This is a genomic window from uncultured Nitratireductor sp. (assembly GCF_913053745.1).
Classification (GTDB): Bacteria; Pseudomonadota; Alphaproteobacteria; order Rhizobiales; family Rhizobiaceae; genus Nitratireductor.
In genome coordinates this window covers 1-24,854 of record NZ_CAJXGF010000060.1, presented here as the reverse complement: position 1 = coordinate 24,854, position 24,854 = coordinate 1, and the positions used below count along the sequence as shown (strand labels likewise).

At 58.9% G+C, this 24,854-nt stretch carries 40 protein-coding genes and 1 pseudogene; 13 read left to right on the top strand and 28 right to left on the bottom strand.

Annotated elements, in window-relative coordinates:
• The 4 genes and pseudogenes from QZ638_RS11660 to QZ638_RS11645 all read right to left on the bottom strand — a co-directional run.
• Positions 1 to 363: pseudogene (locus tag QZ638_RS11660) on the bottom strand (DNA polymerase Y family protein); the annotation flags it as partial.
• A gap of 10 nt (positions 364 to 373) precedes the next feature.
• Positions 374 to 1,276 carry an inducible mutagenesis protein A gene (locus QZ638_RS11655; protein WP_295810385.1) on the bottom strand — a complete coding sequence of 301 codons (903 nt, stop codon included), beginning with the start codon at positions 1,274 to 1,276 and terminating at the stop codon, positions 374 to 376.
• A gap of 21 nt (positions 1,277 to 1,297) precedes the next feature.
• A complete protein-coding gene (locus tag QZ638_RS11650) occupies positions 1,298 to 2,194 on the bottom strand; it encodes an iron-sulfur cluster loop (protein ID WP_295810381.1) in 897 nt (298 codons plus the stop codon).
• A gap of 357 nt (positions 2,195 to 2,551) precedes the next feature.
• Entirely contained in the window at positions 2,552 to 3,640 is a 1,089-nt protein-coding gene (locus QZ638_RS11645; RefSeq protein WP_295810378.1) for a diguanylate cyclase, read from the bottom strand.
• 334 nt (positions 3,641 to 3,974) lie between these two features.
• Between QZ638_RS11645 and QZ638_RS11640 the strand changes: the two genes are divergently transcribed.
• Positions 3,975 to 4,733 (top strand): GGDEF domain-containing protein, encoded by a 759-nt coding sequence (locus QZ638_RS11640; protein ID WP_295810374.1) that lies wholly within the window; start codon positions 3,975 to 3,977, stop codon positions 4,731 to 4,733.
• 15 nt (positions 4,734 to 4,748) lie between these two features.
• On the opposite strand, the gene QZ638_RS11635 is transcribed toward QZ638_RS11640, so the two are convergent.
• A complete protein-coding gene (locus QZ638_RS11635; protein ID WP_295810372.1) occupies positions 4,749 to 5,294 on the bottom strand; it encodes a hypothetical protein in 546 nt (181 codons plus the stop codon).
• Positions 5,295 to 5,754: 460 nt separating this feature from the next.
• Positions 5,755 to 5,958: a hypothetical protein gene (locus QZ638_RS11630; protein WP_295810397.1), complete on the bottom strand. Its 204-nt coding sequence runs from the start codon at positions 5,956 to 5,958 to the stop codon at positions 5,755 to 5,757.
• Between QZ638_RS11630 and QZ638_RS11625 the strand changes: the two genes are divergently transcribed.
• Positions 5,878 to 6,330 (top strand): RidA family protein, encoded by a 453-nt coding sequence (locus QZ638_RS11625; RefSeq protein ID WP_295810390.1) that lies wholly within the window; start codon positions 5,878 to 5,880, stop codon positions 6,328 to 6,330. The genes QZ638_RS11630 and QZ638_RS11625 overlap by 81 nt on opposite strands.
• Here QZ638_RS11625 and QZ638_RS11620 read toward each other — a convergent pair.
• Genes QZ638_RS11620 through QZ638_RS11590 form a run of 7 tightly spaced genes read right to left on the bottom strand, consistent with a single transcriptional unit; the run spans position 6,253 to position 9,796 of the window.
• The gene (locus tag QZ638_RS11620; RefSeq protein ID WP_295810370.1) at positions 6,253 to 7,470 is read right to left on the bottom strand and encodes a tyrosine-type recombinase/integrase; all 1,218 of its coding nucleotides are present in this window, start codon (positions 7,468 to 7,470) and stop codon (positions 6,253 to 6,255) included. The two genes, QZ638_RS11625 and QZ638_RS11620, sit on opposite strands and share 78 nt — an antisense overlap.
• Positions 7,471 to 7,527: 57 nt before the next feature.
• Positions 7,528 to 7,857: a hypothetical protein gene (locus tag QZ638_RS11615; protein ID WP_295810367.1), complete on the bottom strand. Its 330-nt coding sequence runs from the start codon at positions 7,855 to 7,857 to the stop codon at positions 7,528 to 7,530.
• Complete coding sequence (locus QZ638_RS11610; protein ID WP_295810364.1) at positions 7,854 to 8,351, bottom strand: DUF1643 domain-containing protein; 498 nt, start codon at positions 8,349 to 8,351, stop codon at positions 7,854 to 7,856. Before QZ638_RS11610 ends, QZ638_RS11615 begins: the two co-directional genes overlap by 4 nt.
• On the bottom strand, positions 8,348 to 8,824 hold the full coding sequence (locus QZ638_RS11605) for a hypothetical protein (protein WP_295810361.1): 477 nt from the start codon (positions 8,822 to 8,824) through the stop codon (positions 8,348 to 8,350). Before QZ638_RS11605 ends, QZ638_RS11610 begins: the two co-directional genes overlap by 4 nt.
• Positions 8,821 to 9,207, bottom strand: coding sequence for an HNH endonuclease (locus QZ638_RS11600; RefSeq protein ID WP_295810358.1), 387 nt, complete (start codon positions 9,205 to 9,207; stop codon positions 8,821 to 8,823). Before QZ638_RS11600 ends, QZ638_RS11605 begins: the two co-directional genes overlap by 4 nt.
• Positions 9,207 to 9,419 carry a hypothetical protein gene (locus tag QZ638_RS11595; protein WP_295810356.1) on the bottom strand — a complete coding sequence of 71 codons (213 nt, stop codon included), beginning with the start codon at positions 9,417 to 9,419 and terminating at the stop codon, positions 9,207 to 9,209. Before QZ638_RS11595 ends, QZ638_RS11600 begins: the two co-directional genes overlap by 1 nt.
• A complete protein-coding gene (locus tag QZ638_RS11590; RefSeq protein WP_295810354.1) occupies positions 9,416 to 9,796 on the bottom strand; it encodes a hypothetical protein in 381 nt (126 codons plus the stop codon). Before QZ638_RS11590 ends, QZ638_RS11595 begins: the two co-directional genes overlap by 4 nt.
• 83 nt (positions 9,797 to 9,879) lie before the next feature.
• On the opposite strand from QZ638_RS11590, the gene QZ638_RS11585 reads away from it, so the two are divergent.
• Complete coding sequence (locus QZ638_RS11585; protein ID WP_295810352.1) at positions 9,880 to 10,359, top strand: hypothetical protein; 480 nt, start codon at positions 9,880 to 9,882, stop codon at positions 10,357 to 10,359.
• A 5-nt stretch (positions 10,360 to 10,364) separates the two neighbouring features.
• Here QZ638_RS11585 and QZ638_RS11580 read toward each other — a convergent pair whose 3' ends face one another.
• The 10 genes from QZ638_RS11580 to QZ638_RS11535 form a co-directional block, all read right to left on the bottom strand.
• The gene (locus tag QZ638_RS11580; RefSeq protein ID WP_295810350.1) at positions 10,365 to 11,090 is read right to left on the bottom strand and encodes a hypothetical protein; all 726 of its coding nucleotides are present in this window, start codon (positions 11,088 to 11,090) and stop codon (positions 10,365 to 10,367) included.
• Positions 11,087 to 12,232 (bottom strand): hypothetical protein, encoded by a 1,146-nt coding sequence (locus tag QZ638_RS11575; RefSeq protein WP_295810348.1) that lies wholly within the window; start codon positions 12,230 to 12,232, stop codon positions 11,087 to 11,089. The genes QZ638_RS11580 and QZ638_RS11575 overlap by 4 nt, the downstream gene beginning before the upstream one ends.
• The gene (locus QZ638_RS11570) at positions 12,229 to 12,459 is read right to left on the bottom strand and encodes a hypothetical protein (RefSeq protein ID WP_295810345.1); all 231 of its coding nucleotides are present in this window, start codon (positions 12,457 to 12,459) and stop codon (positions 12,229 to 12,231) included. The genes QZ638_RS11575 and QZ638_RS11570 overlap by 4 nt, the downstream gene beginning before the upstream one ends.
• A complete protein-coding gene (locus QZ638_RS11565) occupies positions 12,456 to 12,662 on the bottom strand; it encodes a hypothetical protein (RefSeq protein WP_295810343.1) in 207 nt (68 codons plus the stop codon). Before QZ638_RS11565 ends, QZ638_RS11570 begins: the two co-directional genes overlap by 4 nt.
• Positions 12,659 to 13,708 carry a PD-(D/E)XK nuclease-like domain-containing protein gene (locus QZ638_RS11560; RefSeq protein ID WP_295810341.1) on the bottom strand — a complete coding sequence of 350 codons (1,050 nt, stop codon included), beginning with the start codon at positions 13,706 to 13,708 and terminating at the stop codon, positions 12,659 to 12,661. Before QZ638_RS11560 ends, QZ638_RS11565 begins: the two co-directional genes overlap by 4 nt.
• Positions 13,708 to 13,899 carry a hypothetical protein gene (locus tag QZ638_RS11555; RefSeq protein WP_295810339.1) on the bottom strand — a complete coding sequence of 64 codons (192 nt, stop codon included), beginning with the start codon at positions 13,897 to 13,899 and terminating at the stop codon, positions 13,708 to 13,710. Before QZ638_RS11555 ends, QZ638_RS11560 begins: the two co-directional genes overlap by 1 nt.
• 116 nt (positions 13,900 to 14,015) lie before the next feature.
• On the bottom strand, positions 14,016 to 14,882 hold the full coding sequence (locus tag QZ638_RS11550; RefSeq protein ID WP_295810337.1) for a hypothetical protein: 867 nt from the start codon (positions 14,880 to 14,882) through the stop codon (positions 14,016 to 14,018).
• Between the two features lie 220 nt (positions 14,883 to 15,102).
• Complete coding sequence (locus QZ638_RS11545) at positions 15,103 to 15,285, bottom strand: hypothetical protein (RefSeq protein WP_295810334.1); 183 nt, start codon at positions 15,283 to 15,285, stop codon at positions 15,103 to 15,105.
• On the bottom strand, positions 15,285 to 15,584 hold the full coding sequence (locus tag QZ638_RS11540; protein WP_295810332.1) for a hypothetical protein: 300 nt from the start codon (positions 15,582 to 15,584) through the stop codon (positions 15,285 to 15,287). The genes QZ638_RS11545 and QZ638_RS11540 overlap by 1 nt, the downstream gene beginning before the upstream one ends.
• 32 nt (positions 15,585 to 15,616) lie before the next feature.
• A complete protein-coding gene (locus tag QZ638_RS11535; RefSeq protein ID WP_295810330.1) occupies positions 15,617 to 16,519 on the bottom strand; it encodes a phosphoadenosine phosphosulfate reductase family protein in 903 nt (300 codons plus the stop codon).
• A 52-nt stretch (positions 16,520 to 16,571) separates the two neighbouring features.
• Here QZ638_RS11535 and QZ638_RS11530 point away from each other — a divergent pair, with 52 nt between their 5' ends.
• A complete protein-coding gene (locus QZ638_RS11530) occupies positions 16,572 to 16,898 on the top strand; it encodes a helix-turn-helix domain-containing protein (protein WP_295810328.1) in 327 nt (108 codons plus the stop codon).
• 265 nt (positions 16,899 to 17,163) lie between these two features.
• Here QZ638_RS11530 and QZ638_RS11525 read toward each other — a convergent pair whose 3' ends face one another.
• The 4 genes from QZ638_RS11525 to QZ638_RS11510 are packed head-to-tail and all read right to left on the bottom strand — an operon-like array spanning position 17,164 to position 18,903.
• Positions 17,164 to 17,397 (bottom strand): amino acid transporter, encoded by a 234-nt coding sequence (locus tag QZ638_RS11525; protein WP_295810326.1) that lies wholly within the window; start codon positions 17,395 to 17,397, stop codon positions 17,164 to 17,166.
• Between the two features lie 6 nt (positions 17,398 to 17,403).
• Entirely contained in the window at positions 17,404 to 17,685 is a 282-nt protein-coding gene (locus QZ638_RS11520; RefSeq protein WP_295810325.1) for a hypothetical protein, read from the bottom strand.
• A 34-nt stretch (positions 17,686 to 17,719) separates the two neighbouring features.
• Positions 17,720 to 18,181, bottom strand: coding sequence for a hypothetical protein (locus QZ638_RS11515; RefSeq protein WP_295810323.1), 462 nt, complete (start codon positions 18,179 to 18,181; stop codon positions 17,720 to 17,722).
• Positions 18,182 to 18,198: 17 nt separating this feature from the next.
• Complete coding sequence (locus QZ638_RS11510) at positions 18,199 to 18,903, bottom strand: helix-turn-helix domain-containing protein (protein ID WP_295810321.1); 705 nt, start codon at positions 18,901 to 18,903, stop codon at positions 18,199 to 18,201.
• 53 nt (positions 18,904 to 18,956) lie between these two features.
• Between QZ638_RS11510 and QZ638_RS11505 the strand changes: the two genes are divergently transcribed.
• The 6 genes from QZ638_RS11505 (at position 18,957) to QZ638_RS11480 (ending at position 21,588) form a co-directional block, all read left to right on the top strand.
• On the top strand, positions 18,957 to 19,199 hold the full coding sequence (locus QZ638_RS11505; protein WP_366936237.1) for a Cro/CI family transcriptional regulator: 243 nt from the start codon (positions 18,957 to 18,959) through the stop codon (positions 19,197 to 19,199).
• Complete coding sequence (locus QZ638_RS11500; RefSeq protein WP_295810316.1) at positions 19,196 to 19,978, top strand: hypothetical protein; 783 nt, start codon at positions 19,196 to 19,198, stop codon at positions 19,976 to 19,978. Before QZ638_RS11505 ends, QZ638_RS11500 begins: the two co-directional genes overlap by 4 nt.
• Positions 19,968 to 20,450 (top strand): hypothetical protein, encoded by a 483-nt coding sequence (locus QZ638_RS11495; protein WP_295810311.1) that lies wholly within the window; start codon positions 19,968 to 19,970, stop codon positions 20,448 to 20,450. The genes QZ638_RS11500 and QZ638_RS11495 overlap by 11 nt, the downstream gene beginning before the upstream one ends.
• Positions 20,447 to 21,022 carry a hypothetical protein gene (locus QZ638_RS11490; RefSeq protein ID WP_295810309.1) on the top strand — a complete coding sequence of 192 codons (576 nt, stop codon included), beginning with the start codon at positions 20,447 to 20,449 and terminating at the stop codon, positions 21,020 to 21,022. Before QZ638_RS11495 ends, QZ638_RS11490 begins: the two co-directional genes overlap by 4 nt.
• A gap of 94 nt (positions 21,023 to 21,116) precedes the next feature.
• Positions 21,117 to 21,320 carry a hypothetical protein gene (locus QZ638_RS11485; RefSeq protein WP_295810307.1) on the top strand — a complete coding sequence of 68 codons (204 nt, stop codon included), beginning with the start codon at positions 21,117 to 21,119 and terminating at the stop codon, positions 21,318 to 21,320.
• Between the two features lies 1 nt (position 21,321).
• On the top strand, positions 21,322 to 21,588 hold the full coding sequence (locus QZ638_RS11480) for a hypothetical protein (RefSeq protein ID WP_295810305.1): 267 nt from the start codon (positions 21,322 to 21,324) through the stop codon (positions 21,586 to 21,588).
• Between the two features lie 151 nt (positions 21,589 to 21,739).
• On the opposite strand, the gene QZ638_RS11475 is transcribed toward QZ638_RS11480, so the two are convergent.
• Positions 21,740 to 21,958 carry a hypothetical protein gene (locus tag QZ638_RS11475; RefSeq protein ID WP_295810393.1) on the bottom strand — a complete coding sequence of 73 codons (219 nt, stop codon included), beginning with the start codon at positions 21,956 to 21,958 and terminating at the stop codon, positions 21,740 to 21,742.
• On the opposite strand from QZ638_RS11475, the gene QZ638_RS11470 reads away from it, so the two are divergent.
• The 3 genes from QZ638_RS11470 to QZ638_RS11460 all read left to right on the top strand — a co-directional run.
• The gene (locus tag QZ638_RS11470) at positions 21,884 to 22,042 is read left to right on the top strand and encodes a hypothetical protein (RefSeq protein WP_295810387.1); all 159 of its coding nucleotides are present in this window, start codon (positions 21,884 to 21,886) and stop codon (positions 22,040 to 22,042) included. The two genes, QZ638_RS11475 and QZ638_RS11470, sit on opposite strands and share 75 nt — an antisense overlap.
• Positions 22,043 to 22,410: 368 nt before the next feature.
• The gene (locus tag QZ638_RS11465; RefSeq protein ID WP_295810303.1) at positions 22,411 to 23,883 is read left to right on the top strand and encodes a terminase TerL endonuclease subunit; all 1,473 of its coding nucleotides are present in this window, start codon (positions 22,411 to 22,413) and stop codon (positions 23,881 to 23,883) included.
• Between the two features lie 37 nt (positions 23,884 to 23,920).
• The coding region (locus QZ638_RS11460) for an HK97 family phage prohead protease (RefSeq protein ID WP_295810300.1) at positions 23,921 to 24,854 on the top strand (934 nt) is incomplete at its 3' end.

Here is a 24,854-nt window from a genome sequence, read left to right as displayed (position 1 = left end):
CCAGGCGGCACGTATGGTCGGGGCAAGAGCCAATCGCGCGGTGAGGCCAAAACTGTCGAGCTTTTTGGCAAGCGCATCCACAAGTGCGGCTTCGCCACCGAAGAGATGGGCGCAGCCGGTGATGTCGAGGCTCACTCCGTCGGGAAGATCGGACCGCGTGATGGGCGAGAAACATTGACACCAGAGGGCCAGCCGGATGAGTGCGCGCTCATCGCCGGAAAGATCGGCATGGGCGACTTGCAGGGCAGGGTGAACGGCGCGCGCGTCGGCCAGCGCCATGCCGGGCAAGAAGCCGAGCGCTTCGGCTGACTGGTTGAGCGCGGTGATGCGTTGGCCATTGTCGGTGGAGGTGACGAGCGCCAGGGGCGCGACGTCATGAGGCTTCTGCCCATGTGCGCTGGCCGGTGTCCTGCGTCCGTGCTCTTGTAGGCGCCGCCGTTCGATCGGCCAGCGGGGCAGAAAGACGGAAAGAAAGCGTTTCATGATCCCACTCGACATCCCAGCCTTTCGATGAGCGGCGGGATATTCCTTGCCTGCATTTGAGAAGCGCAAGCCGCCAGCGCGGTGCGCCCGGACCGGATCGTCCGGAAAAGTGCGTGACGGCAGGAAGCGAGGCGACGGACCAGCGTGTTTCGGCGGCTGTCGTCTCCGCGGAAGCCTGCCTGCCGCGCATGACGAATGCGGTGACGCCCTGGCGAGCGGCACGCAAGCCAAGGCGGCGACTGGCGGCGAAATCATAGGCGCGGGCATTGTCCGGAAGAATGCCGACGGCGGCGGCGAGGGGTGCATGGGAAAGTCCTTCCTCCAATGCCCACAGAACATCGATTGGTTTGCGCACCTCGATTCGGATCAGCCGGTTCGGGTCGAGCCCGAGGGCTGCAAGGCCGGGCGGGTAGAGCGCGCCTTGGCTGTTTTCAAGATGTGTGGGCGCTGCCCACAGGATGGGCCCCGGGCGCTGGCGGACAAGGCGCGCCAGAAGGCAGATGCCGAAGCCGAGGCCAGCGGCGACGTCGCCATGGGTGGCCGGCAGGATTTCGTGCAGCGCGCCGGTCTTGAGGCCGCTACCAGGCAGTGCGGCATCGAGCGCTTCAAGCCCGAGCTTGAGAGACGGGCGTGGGGTGGGAATCAGCCTCTCCTGGGTGGCGATGCGGCGGCGCAGAGCCTCAAGAACGCTGCCCGTTTTCTCAGGAGCGGGGCCGGACGCTTTCCCCGAGCCGCTTCGCAAATCCGGTTCTAAATTCTCCTGGAACGGTTTCGCTTCGAAGATGTGTTTCATGATGCAAATCCCGAACGCGCACTACAGGGACACGGCGGGCGCAATGGCGGTTTGCGCCACCGGACATGCACGCGAAACGTCCTGATTCAAATTGGCAGCTTTCGTTTCCAAGGGACTGATTCGACTCGTCTTCGGTCCCTTTTCGTGCATGGCGATTGGGATGGAAGTATCGCGCAGCCACTCTTCCAGCAGGCGCTCACGGGGCGCTGACGCCACAAGTTTTGCGCTATGAACACAGACGGAGCCGAAAGGACAATCGCTGTTGCGGTTGCGGGCGCAGAATGTTCGTCCCAGATCTTGCATCAGAATATGATGCTGTTCGGTATCGGCGGCTTCCCAACGATTGGGAAGTTGACGGTTGAGAAGGCGAACCGATCGCTCCGGTGACGCCTGTCGGGGGATCAGTCCCAGGCAGCGGGCGGCGCGCCAATGGGCTGTGTCGACGACGAGGATGCGTTTTCGCAGGGTGCTCATATTGAGTGTGGCGGTGCCGGTTTTGGGGCCGACGCCGTAAATCCGCTCCAGCCATGAAAGGCCGCTTTCCACCGGCCAGGCATGCAGAAAATCGAGGCTGAGCGCGCCCCGCAGGCCGACGATCTCCTGCAGGGCGCGGGGCAGGGCAACGGCCTTGCGCTCGGGATGGGTGATGCCTTCAAGCAGTGGGTCAATTTCGTGGAAAGGCGCTTCGGCCAACCGGGCCCAGGACCCCTTATGTTTCGCCACCTCGAAATACTCGACAAGTCCGGCAAAGACTTTCAGGGCCGTTTCGTTGCGCGTTCTGGCGCTGAGCATCGCAAGAAGCATTTGGCTGACCGGGTCGAGACGCACGAAATCCGCAGGCGGTCCGAAGACAGCCAACAAGCGCTGGTGAAGGCTTGCAATCCGGTCGAAAGGCGCAAGAGGCAGGGTATATTGCATGTCCGCATGATAAGAACAAAAAGAGAACAAATCAATCGTTCTGTGCGCCCAGACGGAGAAGAAGCGAACAAAACGAGAGGCCGCCAGACGATCGGATCCACGACAAGCGGGCTCGGTCTGTCGGCCCGCTCCGGCGTTCCCGTGGCGCTTTACGAAGATCTCTTTCGGACACACCGAAACAAAAGCATCAAACGTGCCGCGCGCATTTAGCCACGGCCTTGCTATTCGTTTTCAAAGGGTTGTGCGGACTTGTGCGGGGCTGGCACAAGAATTCTCATGCCCGTCAAGGCAATGCGACAAACACCCTGCCATGATCCGTGCAGGGTAGGTACGCACCGGTCTCGGGGTGTTTTCGACCTAGACAGCCACTTCCAAACGGTTACGCCCGGTGGATTTGGCGCGGTTGAGTGCGGTATCGGCCTGACCGAGTGCGATCCAGAAGCTTTCCTTGCGCGGCAATGGCGTGTGCAATCCGACACTTACCGTGAGCGGAACTTCTATTCCATCGAGACGAAACGGCGTTTCGGCCACGGCATTCTGGATCCGCTCGGCCAGTCCGAACGCACGTTCGGCATCGTAAGCCGGCAACACCAGCGCGATGGCCTGACCGCCGAAGCTGGCCACCATGTCCGTCTGACGGACTGCGGATTGGACGACCGTCGCCACGTGACGTAACGCCTGCTCGCCGGCGGCATGGCCGTGCGCTTCGAGCACCTGGTCGAACTCGTCGATATCGATCAAGGCCATAGAATAGGGCTGTCCCGCCCAGTTCATCGCGGCGGCGAGTTCCGGCCCCAGCTTGTCGAAAACGCGCCGGTTCAACAGTCCGGTTGCCGTGTCCGTGGTTCCCAATGGTGCCTCCTTCAAACGCCGCGGTCCAAAATGCGAGCGTTGCAGTTCGAGAATGCGTCCGATCACCACGGCCGCGATCACATTGGCCACAATAGCAACAGGCGCGATTTTTCCCAAGGTCTCCATGGCGGTTTCCCAGGGCATTAAAAAGACCGAGATAAGCGACACCGACACCAGAAGCCCGACGCCGGCCAGTGCGGGCATCGAAACCCGCCGGCCTTTCACCAATTGAGCGAAGGCAAAGCTGACAACGCTGCAAATCAAAACCGCAACTATGCCGCTCGCCATGCCAGCGCCTCCAAGCCACAGGCGGCCCAGGATCGCAACCGCCGTCGTGACGGCGAGCGTGATCCAGCCGCCATAGGTCATGGCCAGAACGACGAAGACATTGCCCACATCGAAGGAAAAACCGGAAGACGATTGCGTGGTGAAAAAAGCCGGCCCGATGGAGCCGACAGAAAACAACAGTGAAACGAGAAGGCTGCGCTGCAGCGAAGTCATCGGCAGCCTGGCCACGCGCTCGTAGAGAAGCGCGGCGATGACCGCGATTCCCAAACCTTGCAGGAACTCGGATGCCAGGGCAACCATGTCCATCAAGTCAATCTCCGCAGACGCCTCACTTCGATCTGTTCACGTTTCAAAGAAACGATCAACACCCAACCTTTCGGCAACGCGCAGTTTCGAACATAAGCCGATTCCGGATTCTCCGGAAAGGCTTTGAAGAAGCGAATTTCTACGCGAAATCTCAACCCGCCATTACTATCTTCATTTCACTTTATGGATGATCCGGTAGGGTGTATACAAGAAGCTCCAAAGAAAACCCGAATATTCAACTTGGCGCCACCGTGTTGCGCGTCGCGCCTTCCGTTGGGTAACCTCATCTTTACGAGACGCGTTTATTCCTTGGCCGGCAAAGCGAGGCGATGGGATGCGTTGGTTCGAGAAGGTGTCCGACAGGTTTTATGCACTGCGCATCTGGCAGCAAGCCTGCTTTGTCACCTTGTTTTCCGCCCTGGGCGCGGATGCGCTGACCCTCGTCTTCTATTCGATGTTCTTTTCCGACCGGCTCCTGCTCGATCTCGTTTTGACGGCGCTCATCACGGTCATGGTCGCCTATCCCGTCTCCTGCATATTCCTGAGCAAGACGGCGACGGTTGCGCGACTGGCGGCGGAACTGGACAAGGCGGCGACCACGGACTTTCTGACGGGATTGCGCAATCGAAGGGATTTCATGCGACTGGCCAAGGAGATGATCGACGCGGCCGAGACCTCGGCCGGCGTTGCACTGTTCATCGACGTGGACCATTTCAAGCGCATCAACGACAGGTTCGGGCATGCGGAAGGTGACAGGATTCTCATTCTGATAGCCGAGGCGATCAGGCAAAGCGTTCGCATCGACGATGTCTGCGCGCGTATCGGCGGCGAGGAATTCGCGGTTTTCATGCCCGGGGCCGATTTGGCCCTGGCGCGCACGGTCTCGGAGCGCATTGCGCTCAGTTGCCGGCTTGTGGGGTGCGGCACTTCCATCGAGGAGATTTCCACCACCGTTAGCATCGGCGTTGCTATGCATCGCCCTTCGCAGACGCTCGACGCGGTGATCGGGGAAGCCGATTCGCTGCTCTACAAGGCCAAGCAAAGCGGCCGCGATTGCGTGATGCACCAACCGCCCCATGAGGTGGTCGCATAACTCAGCGTTTGCCGGTTATTCAACTTCGATGTGAAAGACCGACCACACCCAGCTTCGCTCTTCTTCCTCGGGAACCTTCCGGCCACCCGTATCGTAGACCAGCCATAACGGGCCGAACCCGCCGATGCCGAGGGGCTCGTCGTCGATCTTCATCGCCAGAATCCAGTCGCGGGAGGCCAACTTGGCGGCATCCATCGTCAGGCCGAAGCCATCGAGCGCATATAATGTGACCGCCTTTCCGTCGGCGTCTGCGGCGGCGAGAACATCTTCGAGCAGAGGTCCTTGCATCGTCAGCGTGCGGGGCCAGTCTTCCGTATCGGCATTCACCTTGACGGTTTTTTGCGGAAGGGTGGCCAGGGCATCCCAGTTGAAGGTGTAGGCCTTGTCGAATGTCTTGTCGTGAAACTTCAGAAAGCCGTCGAAGAACGGGTCGATGGCCTCGCGGTTCGTTTTACCGACCGCACCGCTGACGGTGAGGATCGTGCCTTCGGCAAGAGCCGGCAAGGCCGCCGAGAAAAGAAGTGAGATGGCGATGGACGTCGAAATCAGCAATCCGCGCATAATCCTCTCCCGTACGCTTCTTACCAGGATGATGGTCGATCGGAATATCTAGGGGTGGCGATCTTAACGTTGTGTTAAGAAATTCGGCACGGTTGGACAGGGCTGGGCCATTACCGGCCAGGACGGTCAGAGGCCGCTATTGTCTCGCGGAGGCCATTGTCCCGCATCCATCGCTGCGTGGAGCGCGCGTGCCTTGGCGAGCCACTCCTCGCGGACGGATGGTGGCTGCAACCTCCAACTGGCGTTCTCCAGGGCCGCGAACATCACGCGTGCAGTGATTTCATATCTGTCCATGGGAACAGAATTAGCGTCCGCCCCTGTCGCGGCAATGGCGTTAACGAGGAATGCTGACAAGCACCTTCAGCATCCCGGGGAGGGGATTGGTTTTCGACAAGCTCTGTGGCGGTCTGCGTCGCGCGGGAAGGCACTCCTGTCAGAACGCTGATAGGAGCGCTGTGTTTTACAGCAGGTCCTTTTTATTGAAGATTAGGTAGCGCGCATGAAAAGAACCGCCGTCAATCCGCAGTACCTGGATGATATGCGTCACCGGATCGCGCTCTCGCTGGACAATCTGGACGCCGTTTTGAGCGCGGCGGGAACGAGTCTTGCCAACGTTATCCGGCTTACGATCTACACTGCCGACCCGGACGCAGCGCTCAAGCATTTCGATGTTCTCGTTGCGCGTTTTTCAGCCGCCGACGTGTCTCCGCCAATGACTTTTGTGGGCGTGACACGGCTCGTCGTTCCCCAACTGTGCGCCGCGGGCGTGTCCAAGGCGTGGAAGAGATTGAAATCTAGATGCCCGCAAAACTGGTCGGAGTGGCAGGATTCGAACCTGCGACCCCCTCGTCCCGAACGGCGGACGCTGCGCAGAAACCCATGTTTTCCGGGCGTTGCGATCCCGCTTCGTTCTGGTTTGTTCACGTTGTTTTCCGCGAAGCGGTCCGCAAACGGTCCGCTAGAATGCGTTCGCGGCGTCTTCCTGAAACGAAGGATCGTTGTGCAGATACGTGCGCTCGTACTCGTCGACGGTTAGACCGAGCGATGCAGCGGCTTGACCGGGTTCGATGCCGGCCTGCGCAAGCCATGTCCCGCGCGTGTGGCGCAATACGTGCGGCGTGATCTTCTCTCCCAACCCTGCCGCCTGCCGCGCGCTCCTGAATGCTTTATGCGGCTTTGTGATCTGGCTGCCGCGGTAGTGAACGGCATAGCGAAGGGACTTCTTCCCGTCGCTGTCCAGTCTTTTCCACCGCTTCATGTGGGCGATCAGGCGGCGTGCCATCTTAACTGGTGGCTTACGTTTGTTGTGTGCCACCCGCTCACCCTCGGCACGCCGAAAGATCACGCCCTTCTCCAGATCCACCCATCCGCCGGTTGTGTTCGGCATCCATTGCAGTTTGCAGATCGCACCGGGTCGCGTTCCGGTGTAGAGCCCGACAAGGATCAGCCTTGTCAAATGTCGACGCTTCGGGTCTTTGTCCCGTCGCCAAGTCCCATCTTCCCGCTTACTCCACCCCATCGCGGCCCAAAGTAGGGCGGCGGCCTGTGAACGTGTAAGGTAGGAATCGCGCGGCGTACCCTTCTCGGGCAGCGTGACGGCCGGAAGAACGTCCAGCCCATATTCGCGATGATAGTGATTAAGGGCGGCACGAAGCCATTCCATGTCGCGCCTGGCGCCGCTGTCCGTCCCTCTGTCATTGGCGAAGTCGCGACAGGTTCGCCCCTTAACCTCAGAAACTGCCATGGCGCCGAAGAAATCATTCAGGCGACCGATGGCGGCACGGGTCTCTTTCGGTCGGCTCGTCAGGTCGGCACGTTCTTCGTCATAAACGATCAGAACGTCACCTATCGTGATTTCAGCGGCACGACCTCCGCGTTCTGGCTGGTATTTGCTGGCGAGGTATTCTGCGAGGAATGTTTCCGCTGCCTCAGCCTCATCCTCAGCGCATCCTGTGCTGATACGCTTGGTTCCGTCCTTGACGATCCACGTTCCTGTGTCGGCTCGGAAGTGGAGCCGGGGCGGCTTGCGTTTTTGCGGCATCGCTCCTTCATCTCCTCCATATCGCGCCGCGTCACGAAATCCTTTCTCGCGATCTGCGTCAGCACAAGATTGCCCTTCCGGGCTTCTGTGCGTAGCCCTGATGGGGTCAAGCGGCCACCGAAGAACACCCGGCATGCTTCGGCAAGTGTGACGAGTTCATCGTCCCCGATATCCACGATGTTCCGTTCCGGCCTACCCATCTCCGCCTCCTAATGCTCGGATAGCGGCGGCAGCCCACTTGCCATCACCGAAGGACGGCAATCCTTCAAGGTGCTTCGCCGCAGCTTCCAGCGTCTCCCGGTCAATTTCTCCGGGCGCAAGGATGCGGTAGCCGGCAGGGATTGGATCGTCTGCGATTTCATCCTGATGGATTGCGCTCATGTGCCAAGGCTCGACTCTCGCCTCGCGCTCAGCCTCTTCCTTGGTGTAGCGCCCAGCCTCGTTTTTTCGGGTTGTGTACCCGGCGCAATTGGGCCGGTAGAAGTATCCGCCCTTTTTGATAAGCCACTCTCTCGCGCTCATGGCTGGTCCTCCAGTGCGCGGAGTGTCGTTTCGTAGCCGAGCATCAGAGGGTGAAGGGGATCGCCGCCCTTCGATGCGCCGAATGTCATCAATGGTTTGCCGAAGCCAGCCAGAACGTTCAAGGCCCAATCAAGGCGATAACGTAACGCTTTTGGCAGCTTGCTCCTGCTGCCCCAACACGGCACGAGAATGTCCGCCTCGTCGCAGATTCGAAACAGATGGTCGAAGTTGTCCGGGCCAATCGGGTCGGTAGCTTTTGCAAGCTCCTTCACGTCCGTAGCGCGGTAAGCAAAGACATTCCCTACGATGAAGCGAGAGCCGCCCCACCGTGTAACGAAACCCTTCCACTTGCGCACGGTGGCGTCATCAATGGTGGCATCGGCGGTCGAGGGGTTTACGCCAAAGAAGGCGTAGACCGGACCATCGGCCAGAAAGTCAATCTCTCGGTCGAGCCTGTAGCGATACTTCTGGCACTCAGACGGGACGGCGCTCATTCGCCCTCTCCCTTTCTAGGGAAGGCGATGAGGAAGTGGCAAATTTCGCTTACAAGCATCTCCCCACCTACCATCAATTTCTCTTGTCGCCGCGCCGATCCGTTCTCACGCTCTTCAATGCCAGCGCTGAAAAAGCTGTTCAGTGCGCCTGGCACCCGTGCCAACATCCGGCTTGCCTCAGCCAGTCTGGCCCGCAGGCGTTCGATCTCGGATTTGATCGGCTCTGCGCCGTTCCAGTTCCCCGGTTCGCCAGTACGGCCAGACGCAACTTGATAAGCTTCTTGCAAAGAGGCGTTGGCCGTTCGCGCTTCACCGGAATGTCCCTGAGCTTCCATCCGCAACCGTTCGGTCAGGCTACGCAGGCGTTCTATTTCGCCCCGAGCTTCAGCCGCATCTGAGGCCAGCAAGGGGCATTCCCTAATTCTTAAGGCGGCTTCTACACCGCGCAGCCGTTCAATCAGGTCTTCGCTCATCTCGAAACAACCTCCCCGGTGCGAAGGTCTACGACCTCGCCGGATATCTTCTTTTTCAGGTAGGGATGCGACAGGCTCGACTTGCGCTTCTTGATGCCGAGCGCCTTGTCCTGTTGTCGCCGCGTCTTGGCAGCCACAGGAATGTCATGCCCGAACGTTTTCACCCGATGACAGTCGATGCAGACAGCCGCGCAATTCCCGAGGCTGTTGTCCTTGCTGTTCGCATCCAGGTCGATGTGATCGAACTCGACGCCATAGGAGAGAGGCGCATTGCAGCGCTGTCCTTCGCGTAGCCCGTACCACTCTCCTGCGGCTTCACAGAGACCGCCGGAGCGTTTGAGGGCTTCGCGCTTGGTGGCTTTGGTGAACTCACGCCGGGGCATCACCGCGCCCTCCATTCCCGGCCGCACGACGCCGCGAGGCTCGCGTTCGTCGCGTTCCGCAGATCCCCATCGAGATAGCGAAACGCCATGTGCTTTTGCTTCCGATATTGCTTGGCCCGGAGCGCGGCCCGACGCTCGCGCTCGGCCTTCTCGACCAGTCTTGCGGTGCGTTTGGCGCGGAGCCACGCAAACCACTGAGAGAGCGGGTTCATGACGCGCCTCCTGTGGCTTTGGAGAGAGCGGCGTCCGTGGCGACAACGCAGGCGTCGTATGCCTTATCAACCTCAACCATTTCACCGCCGTAGAGAGGCCCTTGAAGTGGAAGGCTTCGAAGAAGGATGTCGTATTTCTTCCACGCCATCAGCGCTTCCAGCATATCTGGAGCGGCGGCGATAAGCGCGTAGTCCGCTTCGTTCTCGAAAAGCGTCCCGCTGCCATCCTCACTACCGAACGTGCAAACGGGGTTGCCATCAGACCCTTCGATAGACGCCGGTCGCATGAATGCACCGTCCAAATCAGGATCATCGCCGCAATACTCTTCGGCCGGAATTATGACCCACGGTCCCGGCGTATGCGCTTTCTTGCTCATGCTGCCGTCTCCTTGGAGGGATGGACTCCGTCACTGCCGCCGATCAGAGTGGCTCGACTGGTCGAAGAAGGAGGAGGATTCTGATGGTTGGCGAAATCTTCGCTGGAGCGAGCGCGTTTAAATCTCTGGCAGACGGCGTTAAGGCCCTTAGTGAGATTAAAGACGCGAAAAGACGATCCGAGGTGGAGGTTGATCTTCTTGGCAAGCTGATTGCCCTTCAATCCGACTTCTCCGCGCTCCGAGACAGCAAAGAGGCGATAGAAAAAGAACTGGTGAAGATCAAAGATTGGAACGCAGATAAGGCGCGGTATGAAATGAAAAGCCTTGAACCGGGGGTTTTGGTATATCGCGTTAAGGAAGTGGAACGTGGCAGCGAGCCCCCACATGAGATTTGTGCCGACTGCTATAACAACGACAAAAAATCCCTTCTTCACGCTGTCGCTAAAGGGAACGGACTTACACGATACAAGTGCTATTCGTGCGGCTTTGACGAGAATACCGGAACGTTTATTGACCCCGGTCCCGCTCGTGGCGGGAGTGGAGATAGCTGGCTGGGAGTATGAACGCCTCATGCCGCTTCTCCCATTGCATCGATGTTCTGACGAATGACTTCAAAGGTCAGCGCGACCACCCAAGGGTTTACGTCCCAGCCGAAGCCGCGCTCGGCGTTGAGGCCATCCCATGTGTGCCGGAAGCAATCGACATACGCATCTCCGCAACCCGGTGCCGTGCATTCCCAGCCACCATCCGGGCCAGAATTGATCCAGCCGGCGTCTCCGCATTGGTCGCAATGCGCGGTCCCCTCTGCGTCAGCGTCTTCCTCGCTAATCTCCTGCAACCTCTGCACCCGCACGTCTGTGACGATAAGGGTGAGGCGGGAAGCCCAGCGGGGCATGTGGATCGAGGGCTTCCATGGGATCGCGACCATCGCGTGTATTTGGTCCGCCCGATAGGTGATATTGGCGCATCCGGGATGGCCGCCGAAAAACCCCTCACGCACCCAAAGGCGATCACCAGGGGCATAACCAATGTGAGCCATCCATCCGGTGCGGGTTGCCGGCGCTTGCCATTCGAAAGCATCGGCTTCCCAGAACCATCCATCGCCGCCCAGATGACGAAAGCGATCAGCGTTTTGCAGCGCGCGAGCCATGTCGTCGCCGGATAACGTGAAAGCACGTGTCTCCGGTGTTGCGAACACGCGGGCCTTGTTAAGGACGCGGCGGGTCTGCGTTTTCCTGCCTTCAAGCAGTGCGCGGATCATTGGGCCGCTGAAAAGGATGGGGCGATCGGTCATTGTTTCGCCCTTTCAATCAAGCCGTCAAGGAACTGGCGCTCCTGCGCCTCTCGATGCAGAACCGCGGTAGTGTCCTGATCGCCCTTGATGATCCTGTCGGACGCCTCAAAACAGGCCTTTACGAACGATTGGTGATCGGGAAGTTCGCCTTTCCATGCATCCTTTGTCGAAATCAGTGTGTGCCGGCGCTGATCAGGTGGAAGGTCCATATTGGTGGCCAGGGACAAGAACTTGTCGCGGCATTCTATCAGTAGATTGATGACCGAATTCGAGACCGGCTCGCCTTCGCTCTCTCCCATGTCTTGCGAGCCGGCCCCGTCCGCCGTGGCGGGTGAATTGTCGGCAGCGCCAGCACCAGGAGAGGAAGGCGGAGCACTGGCACTGCCGTCACCGGAGGGGCTTTCTGCCGGTGAACTGTGTTCGTGATGGATTTCCTGTCCGCTGGAGAGCCCTTCGGTCTCGCGCGTCACGTTGGCCATGTCGAAGCCTTCGCGCGCCTCCTGGGGGTCCCCAGAGGGTTTCTGAGCCTGCAAGCGTGACATGAGCGACGGAGGCGTTACGTCCTTGGCGTTGTCAGGCCCGCGGAACTGCTCTGCTTCGTCCCGGTCGTAGACGCCAAGGATCACCTCTGGCGTGTGTCGCCGGCCCCACGCCCGAGCGGTGTAGTAGCAGTGCTGCTGATCGGGATCGGACTTCCAGAGCGGGGAGTTCTTCGGAGTGATGTCCTTGAACTTCGGAGACCGAACCTCGAGCTCTTCGCCATCAATTTTACCAAAGGCGATGCAGACCCGTTCCGGACCTTCGCCCTCAAAGCGGAACTTCAAGCGTCCTTCGATGCCGGATCGTGTGTTGATAACAGCCATGATGAGCTGGGCTTCATATGCAATCTGGCCGTTGACCGAATAGGACTTCGAAGCAACAGCGAACGGGCTCATCTCCCATTCGAGAGCTTGAAGCGCCACGGCCATGCACGCCCCGGCGTTGCCGCGCAAGTGCTTCGGCAGTGCGATGTCTGCTTTGCACATGACCTCTGCGAAGCGAACGACCTCGCCAAGCGTTTGTGGGGCGATCTTAGAGCCGTTGCCCGATGCGATTCCGACCTGGTTGATTGAAGTGTTCTGTTGCGAGACGAGCTGGTTCATTTTTCGGCCCTTTCAATTGCCCTTTTCAGGGCGATGTTCATTTCGCGTGCCTGAGAAACGCCCATTGGGCTCCGGTCGTGGTCGTCTTGCGAAAGGGCTGCGTTGAAGCCCCGCGCCCAACAAAGAAGGTCAGAGAGCCCGTTGGAGACCCACTCGGCCTGTCGCATGCTCATTTCGACGGTGACGACTGGTTCATCGACTTCGCGGATATCTGGATCGATGATCATGCGGATTTCCTTTCCCTGATCGGATGGGCGAAGGCGAAGTAGCCGGCGCGGGCATGCGCTTCGATTGACCGAATTGTCTGGTTCTGCATCCATCCGGCGTTCTGAACCTTGTCCCTCCAGTAGAGAGGGCGCCCTTGGCGGATGATGTGAATGACGAGATCGGGGTCGCGGATGACCGACCCGCGCTGGTATTTGCGCTTCATGCGGCCTCCTGCTGGGCGATCTGGTCTTGATGGTCGAGGAAGTCATCGAGCCGGGATTTGGCCCATGGTTTCATCTGGATATGCCGCTCGCCTCCTGAGAACGGACGCGCGCCTGGCCAGTCGTCGGCATCAAGGCAATGGCGGATTGTGTTCAGGCACCACCTGATGACGCGTTCGCCACGGTCGATGTCATGGGCTGAGATTTCGACATGTGCCGTATCCGGAACATCGTCGTTCAGAACGTAGACGAGCACGAACGTCTCAAAGGGGATGTCGAGCGAACGGCAAATCATCCGCGTCATGGCTGCCTGGAGAAAATAGCCGGCGTCGAAGATCTGGCGCTCCAGAAAGTCCTCATCAAACTTCGATGCGGTCTTTAGGTCCGCGAACACACCATCTGCGTCGGGCATCGCGTCGGGGCGGCTGCGCAGCCAGATGCCGGTTTCATCGTCCTTCCAGAACATTGACCGCTCAACGCGGCCGTTGAGCACGCCCATCTGAATGAGCGGGTATGTCGATGCATCCTCGGCAATACGCTTGATGCGCTCGATCTGTTCAGCGGTGATGACCGTCAGATTGTTCTCGGACGCATTCTCCAGCCACGCCTTGCAGTCGTTCGCGTTTCCGCTCCACTTCCGGCGTTCTTTGGGAGGCAGCTCACCATCATCGGGCCGGTAGTCTGGTCGAACGGCGAACTTCTCCGAGAACACCTCGTCTCCAAGCAGAAGCGCATGCGCGGCCTTGCCGAAGTCGAGCGCTGAGGTGGTTTCCTGCGCGATGTGGTTCGGGTTCCATGCCCAGCGGCCCCAGAATGCCTTGGGAGAGCCGCCGTAAGCCGGCAAGAGCCATTTCAGCGCAGATTTCGAGATGGATGGACCATCCAGAAGGTCGCGCTTCTGGTGATACTGGTCGAGCGTGATGCCGGAATAGACACCAGGTTCGGTGATCGTCTTGCCGTTCCACTGTCTTTCTTGGGAAAGGCCTCCGACGATCCGCGAGGCAATGTCACCAATGGACTGCATCGCGTCTGTGTCGAGATCGGTCATCACACCAACCCTTTCTCAATTGCCAGCTGTTCGGGGAGCGTCACGTCGTATTCATTGACACGGCCTGTGGTCCTCAGATCCACGAGGGAGAACGGCAACCATGCTTCGTTCTCGTCGTCTGTGGTCACGAGGATCGCGCGCTCTGTCATGTGTTTCGCTCGAACGCGAAGGTCGATCAGGTCGGATTTCATCGTTCTGGCCTCAGTGGGGCGTTTCAAAGAACCCGATGAACACCGCGCCGATGACGATCATGATTGCCACGCGGGTGGTCGGGTGGTTTTGGAATGGGAGGTGGAAGTGGAGGGCGCTAAGCATTGGTGGCCTCGCGCGTTTCCGTTTCTGAATTGGAAAGGGCGTCAAGGCGCTTCTGCCGGTCCGCGATTTCCTTGATCAGGTTTTCGCGTTGCTGGTTGCGGACCTTCTCCATTGCGGCGCGGTATGCTTCATCCTGATCGGCGGAAAGCTCGATACCTTCCGCAATCGCCGCCGCAGCGAAGCGAAGGAACTGATACCCTCTCTGCGGTGTGTAATCCGTCCAATGGTCTGAAAGACCGGCCTGAATGAGGTTCCGTCGCGCCTGGCGGGCCTCCTCATCGGAAGCGCACGGGAGGATAGTTCTCCATGATCCGCTGCCGTCTCGCCAAGCGTTGACCTTCCATTGAAGATCGCCGTTGGTCTTCCCGAACAGGCTGATGAGCTTTATGCCTTCAGGCTTCCGGCTGTAGCCACTGTCGTACTGCTGTAGATCATCAAGCGGCAGAACATCATAGATCGTATCGCCATAGGCCTCGATCACTACATGGGTGATCCGTCCTTCAACGAAATCCTCGATCCGTTCCAGCCCTTCGAATTTCTTCAACCGATCCAGACGGGCACGAGTATCGCGCTCCGAATGGAGGCATTCCGAGTAAAGCTTGGTTTTGCGGTTTTCCAGATCGCGGACTTCCGCCTGAAGCGACGCGATCTGTTCACTACGCTTTTCGACCGGCGGCTTGGTGAATAGCTCCGAAGTGAATTCGGCAGGTCCGCGACCGACCTCATATCCCTCATAGGTTTCCAGTTCGATGATTGGAGCAACGACATGCTTTCCATCATCGGTTCGGGCAAGGTATTCAACCTCCCGGCCATCGCGGAGCCAATAGGCGCGGCCGACCTTGAATTGATTGTTGCTCATGCCGCGCTCCTTTTCGGCTGGCGGCTCTCGATCTCGGAAACCAAATCCTCCGGGTCCTTAAGGCCCGGGGAGAAGCGGTTCCCATGGCGGTCATAGGTCGCCGGGTGCCCGTCAAGGGGCACCGTGTATTCCAGGCATGCTGGCGATCCCCGGTTGAACCTCGCCGGCCCTGCTATGCGACCGTCCCGGGTGAGATACTTCTTGCGCGCCTTGATCCTCATCACGCGGCCTTCCTTTTGGTCTCAAGCGCATTGATCGCTGACCGGAAGTCGTTCGCGGACTTGATCTGCGCTTCTGCGTGGGAGAGTTCGCCGGCGTCGATCAGCACGAGGGCGCGGCGCATGGCCTTGCGGTATTCGTGCTCCAGATCGGCGCGCTGGCGGGTGAATTCGAAGGAGGGCATCAAGCCGCCTCCCTCTGGTCGTCCAGAACCTCAGAAAGAAGCGCATCGTCGGCTTCCGCGATCTGAATAATCTCGTGGCCCATTTGCGCCATGAGGGGTTTGGCTGCCTCGCAGAATGTGGAGACATAGCTGCTCGGCTCGCGATGGGTGGAGACATCGAACAGCACGTCATTGACGTTCAGGGTCCAATCGCCATTGAGATGGTCGCGCTCCGCCTCGACATCAATCCGGCATTCGACCGATAACCAGATCTTGCCGTTCGGAAGGCGTAAGTCTGCGCTGTAATCGATGATGGGCATGATCTCGTGCTCCATGTTCCCGGGGGAGTGGGCTAGGTGGTGGCTTGAATGCCGGTGACTTCTTCCAGCCCGCGGCCGTCCATCGACAGCGTGTGGCCGATCTGGCGTTCAAGCCGGACGTAGCGGCTGTAGAGGTCTGGATTAAGGTTTGCTGCTGTACGCAAATCGGAACGGTTCGCCATGATGCAGAACACGCAGGACAGTCGAGACATTCCGGCCGCGTAGGCCCAATGCGGTTTCTGGCCAGCTTCATCGATCAGCGCGAACACGTCTTCCTTGGACATGTCGAAGATCGGCAGCCAGTCATACCACTCGCGGCCCGCCTTGCTATTTCCGGCGTGAAAGCGGAAAGGCTTCTGCTTGGACCGAGCAGTGCTTTCCTCGGCCCGAATACCCATGCAGTTGACGACAAGTCCGCCGAATTCAGGGTGCGCCTTGAGATATCGGCGGATCGTTCTTTCGATGGGGCCGCGCTTCAAGTCGCTGGTGCACTGGCGCTGACCTGGGCTTGGCCACATTCCGCGACGCTCGACCATTTCGAGAAGCGTCTTGTTCGGGTTGCGGCAGGTCTCGAAGGCGATGTCGCCGATGGTCTTGCGGATATGATCGATATTCCCATCCCACTCGACCTCACCAAGATCGGCATGGACAACGAGAAGCTGGCGGGCAGGAACAACACGCCGAAGCATAATCGTCATGGCTTGGCTGTCTTTGCCGGCGGAATGGTTGATGACGAACAGCGCGCCGCGCTCGATCAGGTCATCAACTTGCTTCGACAGTTCCATCGTCTTCCTCTCCATTGTGTCCGGCAGATCTGGCAGGGCCGTCTTCGTGCTCGGTGTGTGAGAGGAATGTAAGTTCAGCCTACTTACATTGTCAAATGGAAAATGTAGGTCTTGCCTACAAAAGTAGGTTGGGCCTATGTTGGCTGCCATGCAGAGTTTCCGCTTCGCGATGGCGCGAGCGGCAGAATTTCAGGGAAAATCAATGAACGAAGAGACGGAATTATCGCCGGCCGGGCAATGGTATCGGAACAGGGATGAATGGATCAGGCATGTTCTGGGGCGGGATTACCTGACCGCCGATTGCCAGCGGGTCGGCATCTTCATCGCCATGCACATGAACCGGCGGGACAACCACACGAAGCACCAGCAGACGACAATCGCGAAGGATTTGGGGCTGGGCGTTGCGACGGTGAAGCGGTCAATCAAGAAGCTTCGAGAGGAAGGGCTGATTGACCTCGAAAAGGTGACGCGCGGTCGAAGGAATAGGGCTGTGAACCACTATTTTCTGATCTTCCCGTGGGCGTCCTAAGTATCACCAGTGATCCCTAGACTGGGTGTCACCAGTGATACCCCTAATAACGGTAGAACATAATAACGGTAGTTTATGATTAGAGGATATAGGGCTCTGAGAGGGAGTATTATATCTCCCAAGCCCTACCTCTCAAACGTAGAAGGGAAGGGCGCTCACTTCTTGAGATCTGATTTCCCGTCGGAGTCTCCGGACGTCACCCATAGCGCGAAGACCAGCGTAAGCAGCGGAACCGTTAAGCCAATGAGTAGAAATTCCAGTTCACTCATTTCAATTTCCTAAGATGGAAAACTGCTCTCAAATGTAGGGAAATGGCGATCAAAAGACAACCAATGGCAAAGAGGGCAACGGTTTTCAGGCTGACATTCGAGTTCCTAGAGGCGTATGAGACGAATGGAGCAAAAGCTCCAACGGCCACCATTGCAACAGCAAGTCCATTCAGGAAGTTTGCAGTGAGTTTGACGCGTTCGTTGTAGATCACATCGTTTTTGTCGGCCATTCGGTGTTACTCGTCCTCATCCAGATCATCGACCTCGATAAGGCCCATGCCGATGGCCCAATCGAGCAGGGCGGCGTTCACTGCCTCGTCTCGGGATAGGCTCTGTTCTGCGGCAAAATCGTCCATCACGGCCATAATCTCACGGATCAGGATAGTTTTGCCCGCCTCCTGAGTTCGATTGTCCACGCGCAGCGCTGCCCTTCGGAGCAAGACCTGGATTTCAGATCGGGACATTCCGTCGAGTTCGTCGGCGGCGGTCAGGAGCTGCGTGGCGAGCTTGTCGGTCATGATTGCTTCCCCTGAGTAAGCCTCCTCTACGCTCTCAGCTTGAGCTGGCGTTGGCTGTTGATTCCGCCATCGATTTGGCTCGGGACATTCCGATCTGAAGTTGCTGTCGGGCGCTGGGGTTCTGTGAAAGGTCCATGACGCGCTCAAATCCGGTTCCGGGGTTTGTAACGATGGCCTGCCGAACGGTGATATTGGTGGGATTGTCTCCCAGCAATGTGGCGGTGATCCTTGCATTTGGGACGGAGTTCCAGTTGGAACCGAACACAAGCTGAGCGCCAAAATTGTCGCTAGCAGGTCGGTCCATAACCAACTGGAGATCGCTATCGCGGACGATGTTGAAGCCGCGAGACATGTAGGTGGAAACGATCGCCTCTTTCGCCACCTGTTTGCTTGAGTTGAACGTGAAGCTGTTCGACGGAAGCGGCTCGTTTGACGTGGTTTGGCAGCCGGCCACCAGCACTCCCACCAGCGCTATCGCTGCAATCTTCCCCCGCATGAATTCCCCCTATTTGGCTAGGCGACACCGCCCATAACGACAAAGTGCACTGAATGAACGTTCTCGTGCCTGAAGCGCAATTCTTTTGATGGATTGTACTGTTCGAGGATCAGTTCTTCGGCGTTGTGGCGAATGAAACGCTTGATGTAAGCAAGAAGCGGCCCCTGTGGTTCGAGACGCACCTGAGCCACCACGAAATCTCCGCGCCTAACGCGCCGTGTCGGGTCTACAAAAACCACCTCGCCGTCGAAATATCGCGGTTCCATGGACTCTCCTGAGACCTGGACTGCGTAGGCACCTGATATCGGCGACAGAGATGGCGGCGCTAAAACCTCGTACAGAATGCTGCCGTTCAATTCGAATTCCCCATCCAATCCGCCTACTGCACTCCCGTAAACCGGTATCCTGACCCCGCTAGCGCCAACTCTCGCCCCGATGGTTGCGTTCGGCTTGTCAGCTTTCACCTGAGAGGAAACGTGATTTTTTAGGCTTTCGGAGATCGGAAACCGTCCTTTCCCTGTCAGATACCATTCTGCATCCCCACCAAGGAGCTCGGCGAGTCGGGGGAATTTTTCTGATTCCGGAACTGTTACATCGCCTTCCCACTGCGTCACCGACACGCGAGAAATTTTAAAAAAATCGGCGACATCCTGCTGGGTGAGTTCTTTCTGGGTTCGCGCTTGCCGGATGCGCTGGCCAATTGTTTCGGTGCGTTTTGTCATGTCTGAGGTTGTACTTTCAGCCTACGTATAATGCACCTACATCGGCGCTTGACATGGTAGGTAGGTGTGACTTACCAATACCTACCATGATCGATATTGTCTCAAGAGCAGCGGAGCGGTCGGGCGGAATAGTTTCCTTGGCCCGCGAACTCGGCATCAAACACAACGCCCTGTATTCGTGGAAACGAGTACCTGCGGAGCGGGTTCTCGATATCGAGCGTATTACGGGCATCTCACGCCATGAGCTGCGTCCTGATATTTTCGGTCCGGCTCCCAATAGGGAGTCGGCGGCATGATCGAGTTCCAGCCAACACAGCAGCAAGCCGCCGTCATTCCGTTCAACGAGAATTCGCTCACCGGACTGGTGAAGCGCGCGGCAACGCAGCTTGCGAGCGCTTCCAGTGCTGCCGAGGTATTGGAAGCGAAGGATGCCGCATCCATAGCTTACGACGCTTCGAAGAAAGCGGCGCGGCTGGCAAAGGCGAAAGGCGCTCACGATGAGCTGATCGCCAAGGCGCACCGAGCACAGGCTGATGCTCTTGAGATCGAGGCTGCCGCAAAGCGCCGACTGGCAGATGAGTACGATGCGGCGCAGGAACGGGGCGAAGCCGCCAAAGGGCGTCCGAAAACTCTTCCAGAAGGGAAGACTTTCACAGCCGCCGACGTTGGAATGTCCCACAAGGAAATCCACGAAGCCCGCCAGATCAGGGACGCCGAAAAGGCAGACCCTGGCATCACGCGGCGTACCCTTGATAGCCGCCTCGAAGCTAAGCAGGAACCGACAAAGGCCGCGTTGCGCGAAGCGGTAGTGGAAGCCGCCAAGCAGGGCATTCGCGGTGAGACCGCTCCGAACCGAAAGAACCCCCACTACAAAGCCCCGTCGAAGGCTGGCGCTGCATGGACGCATGTCTACGGCACCTGCCGCGCTTTCGCGGAATGGGCAACAGACGAAAACCTGCTGCTCGCCCTGCATGGTCTGCATGAGCGCGCTGACGATCAGGCCGCGAACATCGCCGCTGTCCAGAAGGCTGCCGCCACCCTCAACAAGTTTCTCGGAGACATCAATGCTCACTGACAAACTCCGCGTATTTCATGAGGCGGTGAATGCCGCCATTGGTGAAGTTGGCAAGAGCGCCGCCAAGATCGCGGATCGCGTCATTGCCGACGCCTTCCCGGAAACTGCCGATGCAGCCGAACGCGAAGGCGCGGACAAGATGCTCCGGCAGGGTGTCATTGCGAAGATCACGTCGATGCTGACGAAGGGCGGCGGCGATCCAGACCAGACTGATTTCTGCGAGATCGCCGACGACTTCATGCCAATCGTGGAGCGGCTTCACAGTCACAGCCACTACGTTCCTTTGCCTGACGTGCAGGAATACGTTCATGTCAGCATCCTGATCCAGAACCCGGAATGGCTCGACGCGGCGCGCAAGTTCAAGCGCCAGAAGGGCGAGGAAACCCTCGCAGAGGCCAAGGTTCTCGATGAGCTGTACGAGGCCGTCTCCCGCACCCCATCCCCCACCCCAGAAAGAGAGAGCGCGGCATGAGCGAGCGCAACCCGATCTACCAGACGTTCCTCCGCTCCGGTTTCATGGGGCAGCTTGAAGATCGCTTCCGCAGGGCTGGCGAGCATTCTGCGCTTTTCAGAACGGTCAGCAGTGAGCGCCGCGCGGTCATGTCCATGTGGAAGCGCGGCGTCATCGGATATGACGAGTACGTCTCGCTGACCGCGAAGATCAGCCGGGCGCTTCATGCTCGCATTCTCCGTGATGCAATGCGCGGCGTCAGCCTTCCCCATCGCCGGCGCACCATCGCAGAGTTCCGCAAGATCGCTCCGGCTGGCATGAGCTCTTACAACTGCCGGATGGGCGCTGAACTTCTGATGCAGCTGATAGCTGAGTACCTTCCATGGCTGCTCTCTGCCATCACGATCTACATGACGATCCTCGCCGGGAACCGATCGCGCCATGCGTGGCTTCTGGGTCTCGTCAATCAAGGCCTCTGGCTCATCTGGATCATATCGACCGCCTCGTGGGGACTGATCCCCATGAACCTTGCACTATGGGTCGTCTATGCTCGCAATCACCTGAAATGGACGGCATCGAATAAGGCTCTGTAGTAGATCGCGCCAAACGAGTGAGCCCGAAAGACCCGCAGGCGATAGCCGGTTGAAGCTCTTAGGGCGCGCCCGTCCATTCGAGACAGGAACATCGATGCGCTGCACACACTTCGTCGGCTTCCGTGGCGAGGAATACCACTCAGCGGTGAAGGCCTTCGGGCCACCCGATTTCATCCATCGCGGATGGGACCGGCGCGCCCAGCGGGAGGTTGCTGATTGCGATATGGTGGTGTTCGCCAAGGGTACGGCAGATCAGGAGCCGCGGGCGCGCAGCTATGACGATCTTCGGGAGACCTGACATGCTCAACGCCGGACCCCGCATGCAACCGTCCCGTCCGATTGCTGACGGCATCTGCTTCAATGATCTCGACGGCCTCAATACGAAACAGTGCAACATACTCGCATCCCGTGGAGTGGTGTTCTGCACTCAGTTCAAGGCCAATGGTCGCCCGTATGGCGGATGCATCATTGCAACGTCATGGCCACACGCGGAGGAAATCGCGTTCGGTCGCGGCCTCGGCGAGGAAGTGATTGGCGTGCTGGCCGAGACAGGGGAGTACGACTGATGCCTCGCAAGCCCCCGCCAGGTATCACTGGCCCGAAGAATATCGGGCAGCGAGTATGCTTCATGCTCGTCGGTGTAATCGCATTGGCGCTTCTCATGGAGGTGTTGGTGGTCGCGGCGATGTTGATCCGTTGACCCGTCCAGACCGCAGATCATCGGAAGCGCAGGGCTATCGCCCTTGGTACAAAACCGCCCGGTGGCAGAAGCTCCGATGGAGCATCCTTGTCAGGGACCGTTTCACGTGCAGGAGGTGCAAGCGCGTCGAGCCCGACACGAGCAAGCTCGTTGCCGACCACATCAAAGAGCATAAGGGAGACGAGCGCCTGTTTTGGGACCGCGACAATCTCCAGTGCCTGTGCAAGCACTGCCATGACAGCGCGAAGCAGTCGTTCGAGAAGACCGGACGGAAGCGCGCGCTCATAGGGCTGGATGGCTGGCCCATAGACGAAGGGTAGGGGTTTCTCGGTCGGGCTGCCCCGGTAAAATGCTCAACGCCTCTCCACGGCCTCCCATGGCCCGCTGTGGGCGCGAAAAGGGGGTGGGGGTATCGGAAAATCGGGATCGGGGGCCCCTTCTAGACCGCCTCGGTAATTCAAAACAGAATTAGTTTCTCTGCGGTGATGGTTTTGCCGCTTCCAATCACAAGGATTGATGCATGGGACTTCGCGGGCCAGGTGCCACTCGGGCAAGGCTGGCGCGGGAACAGGCAGAGAAGTCGAAGCGCCGGCTCCCATGGAAGAAGAAAGGCCTTACCCGCGTCGGGCGGGTGATTGCTTTCCTCGAATTCCTGCCCATCACCAAGGGCAAGCTCGCCGGCAAGCGCATGAAGCTGCTGCCGGAACAGCGGGAGTTCGTGAAGAAGGTTTATGGACGATCAGGGGCGAACCGGGTCCGTCTTGCGATCAAGTCGGAGCCACGTGGCAACGGCAAGACTGGCCTGATTTCCGGGCTGGCGCTGTGTCATCTGCTTGGTCCTGAGAGCGAGCAGCGCGGCGAGGTTTACTCGGCTGCCATCGACAGGCAGCAAGCCGGTCTGATCTTCAACGAGATGGAGGCAATAATTCTCGCGGTGCCGGAGTTCGCCGCGCGCGTGAACCCACAACGCTTTCATAAGCGAATGGAGGTTCTGGACGGTGACGGGGCGGGTTCGATCTATGAAGCACTGTCGGCTGATGCTCGGCGCGCTCATGGTCTGGCGCCGTCGTTCTGGGTTTATGATGAACTGGCGCAGGCGCGCGACGGCGAGCTGCTCGAGAACCTGCGCACCGCGATGGGCAAGCGGAAGGCAGCGTTGGGGATGGTGATCTCTACCCAGGCTCCGACAGACGATCATCCGCTGTCGATGCTGATTGACGATGCGCTTGAAGGCCATGACAGCAGTATCGTGATTGACCTCCGAAGCGCGCCACTTGATGCGGATCCGTTCTCACGAGAGACCATCAAGCAGTGTAACCCCGCTGCCGGGGTGTTTCTCGATCTCGATGATGTGGTGAAGGAGGCCGAGCAGGCCCGGCGCGTTCCTATGTTCGAGGCGCGATACCGGAACCTGCGCCTCAACCAGCGGATCGACGGCAATGCCGAGAACAGGATCGTGACCCGTCCGATCTGGGAGGCCTGCAAAGCGGAGATCGACGTGGCCGATCTGAAAGGGCGGAAGTGCTTTGGCGGCCTCGACCTATCCGGCAAGCATGATCTTTGCGCGCTGGTTCTGGCCTTCCCGGACGATGATCCGGAGCCAGGGTTTGATCTACTGTCATTCTTCTGGACGCCGGAAGGACAGATGGAGGCGCGCCGGGATCGCGAGCGGGAGCTGTTTCGCGTCTGGATCAGCAAAGGTCACATCACTTCTGTGCCTGGGCCGGTCATCAAATACCGGTACATGGCGGCCCAACTTGGTGATCTGATGCAGGCCTTCGATATCCAGGCAATCGGGTTCGACCGCTGGCGCATCGATGACTTCAAGGTCGATATGGCTGATGAGGGTGTCGACCTTCCGCTCGAGCCGTACGGGCAGGGGTTCAAGGACATCTCGCCGGCCATCGAGTTTTTCGTCGAGCTGGCACTGTCTGGCAGGCTTCGACACGACGGCAATCCGGTCATGAATTCGTGTGTCGCCAATGCGATCACGGTCAAAGACCCAGCCGGTAACATGAAGGTCGACAAGGAAAAATCGAACCGATCTTCCTCTGTCAGGATCGACGGTTTGCAGGCGGCCCTGATGGCACTTGGCACGGCAAAGCGGTTCGCTCCTGAGACGAAGCCCGAGCCCAAATATCAGATGTTCGCCTTCGGCTGACATCGCTCCCTGAAAATCAAAACGCTGGAGGTCCGTCATGACTGTGACGCGCCGCGCATACTCGTATCTGCACATCAAGGCAGTGAACGAGGATAAGCGCATAATTCGCGGTGTCGCGACGACGCCGGCGGTTGATCGTGTTGGCGATGTTGTCGAGCCCATGGGGGTGAAGTTCCAGAACCCCATGCCGTTCCTGTGGCAGCACGATTCCGGGAAACCCATCGGCACGGTGAAGTTTGACGAGCCGACCGAGGATGGCATCACATTCGAAGCTGAGCTCCCCGTCATTGAAGAAGCCGGGACGCTGAAAGATCGCGTTGATGAAGCCTGGCAGTCGATCAAGCTGGGCTTGGTCCGCGCCGTTTCCATCGGCTTCAAGGCCATCGAGTACGCCTTCATCGAAGGCACCAACGGCATTCGCTTCACTGAAAGCGAAGTCTTCGAACTTTCCGCTGTCACGATCCCGGCCCAGCCGGAAGCCGTCATGACGAGCATCAAGAACATGGACGCGGCCGGTGTCGCGCTCATCAAGTCCTTCGATCCGAACGCTCCCGCCGCGATTGGCACGATTGAGCGTCCGGCGAAGACCTCTCCCGGCGCTTCGGGAAAATCTCACAAACCCGTCAATTTGCGCCCGAAGGAGGGCAAAGACATGAAAACGCTCGCTGAGCAGATCACGGCTCTGGAAGCCAAGCGTGCCGCGAATATGGCCCGCATGGAGGAAATCCAGACCAAGGCGTCCGAAGAAGGGCGCACCAAGGATGAGGCCGAACGCGAAGAGTTCGGAACCCTCGCCGACGAAAACGACACCATCGACGAGGAGCTGAAAGACCTTCGCCGCATGGAGAAGGCCAAGGCTGTCGAGGCCAAGCCGGTAAACAAGGCACCGGCACCTGCGACCACCGACGCGCCGGCTCGGGCGGCTGTCACGGTGAAGGGGCCAAAGGCGGCGCCCGGCATCGAGTTCGCCC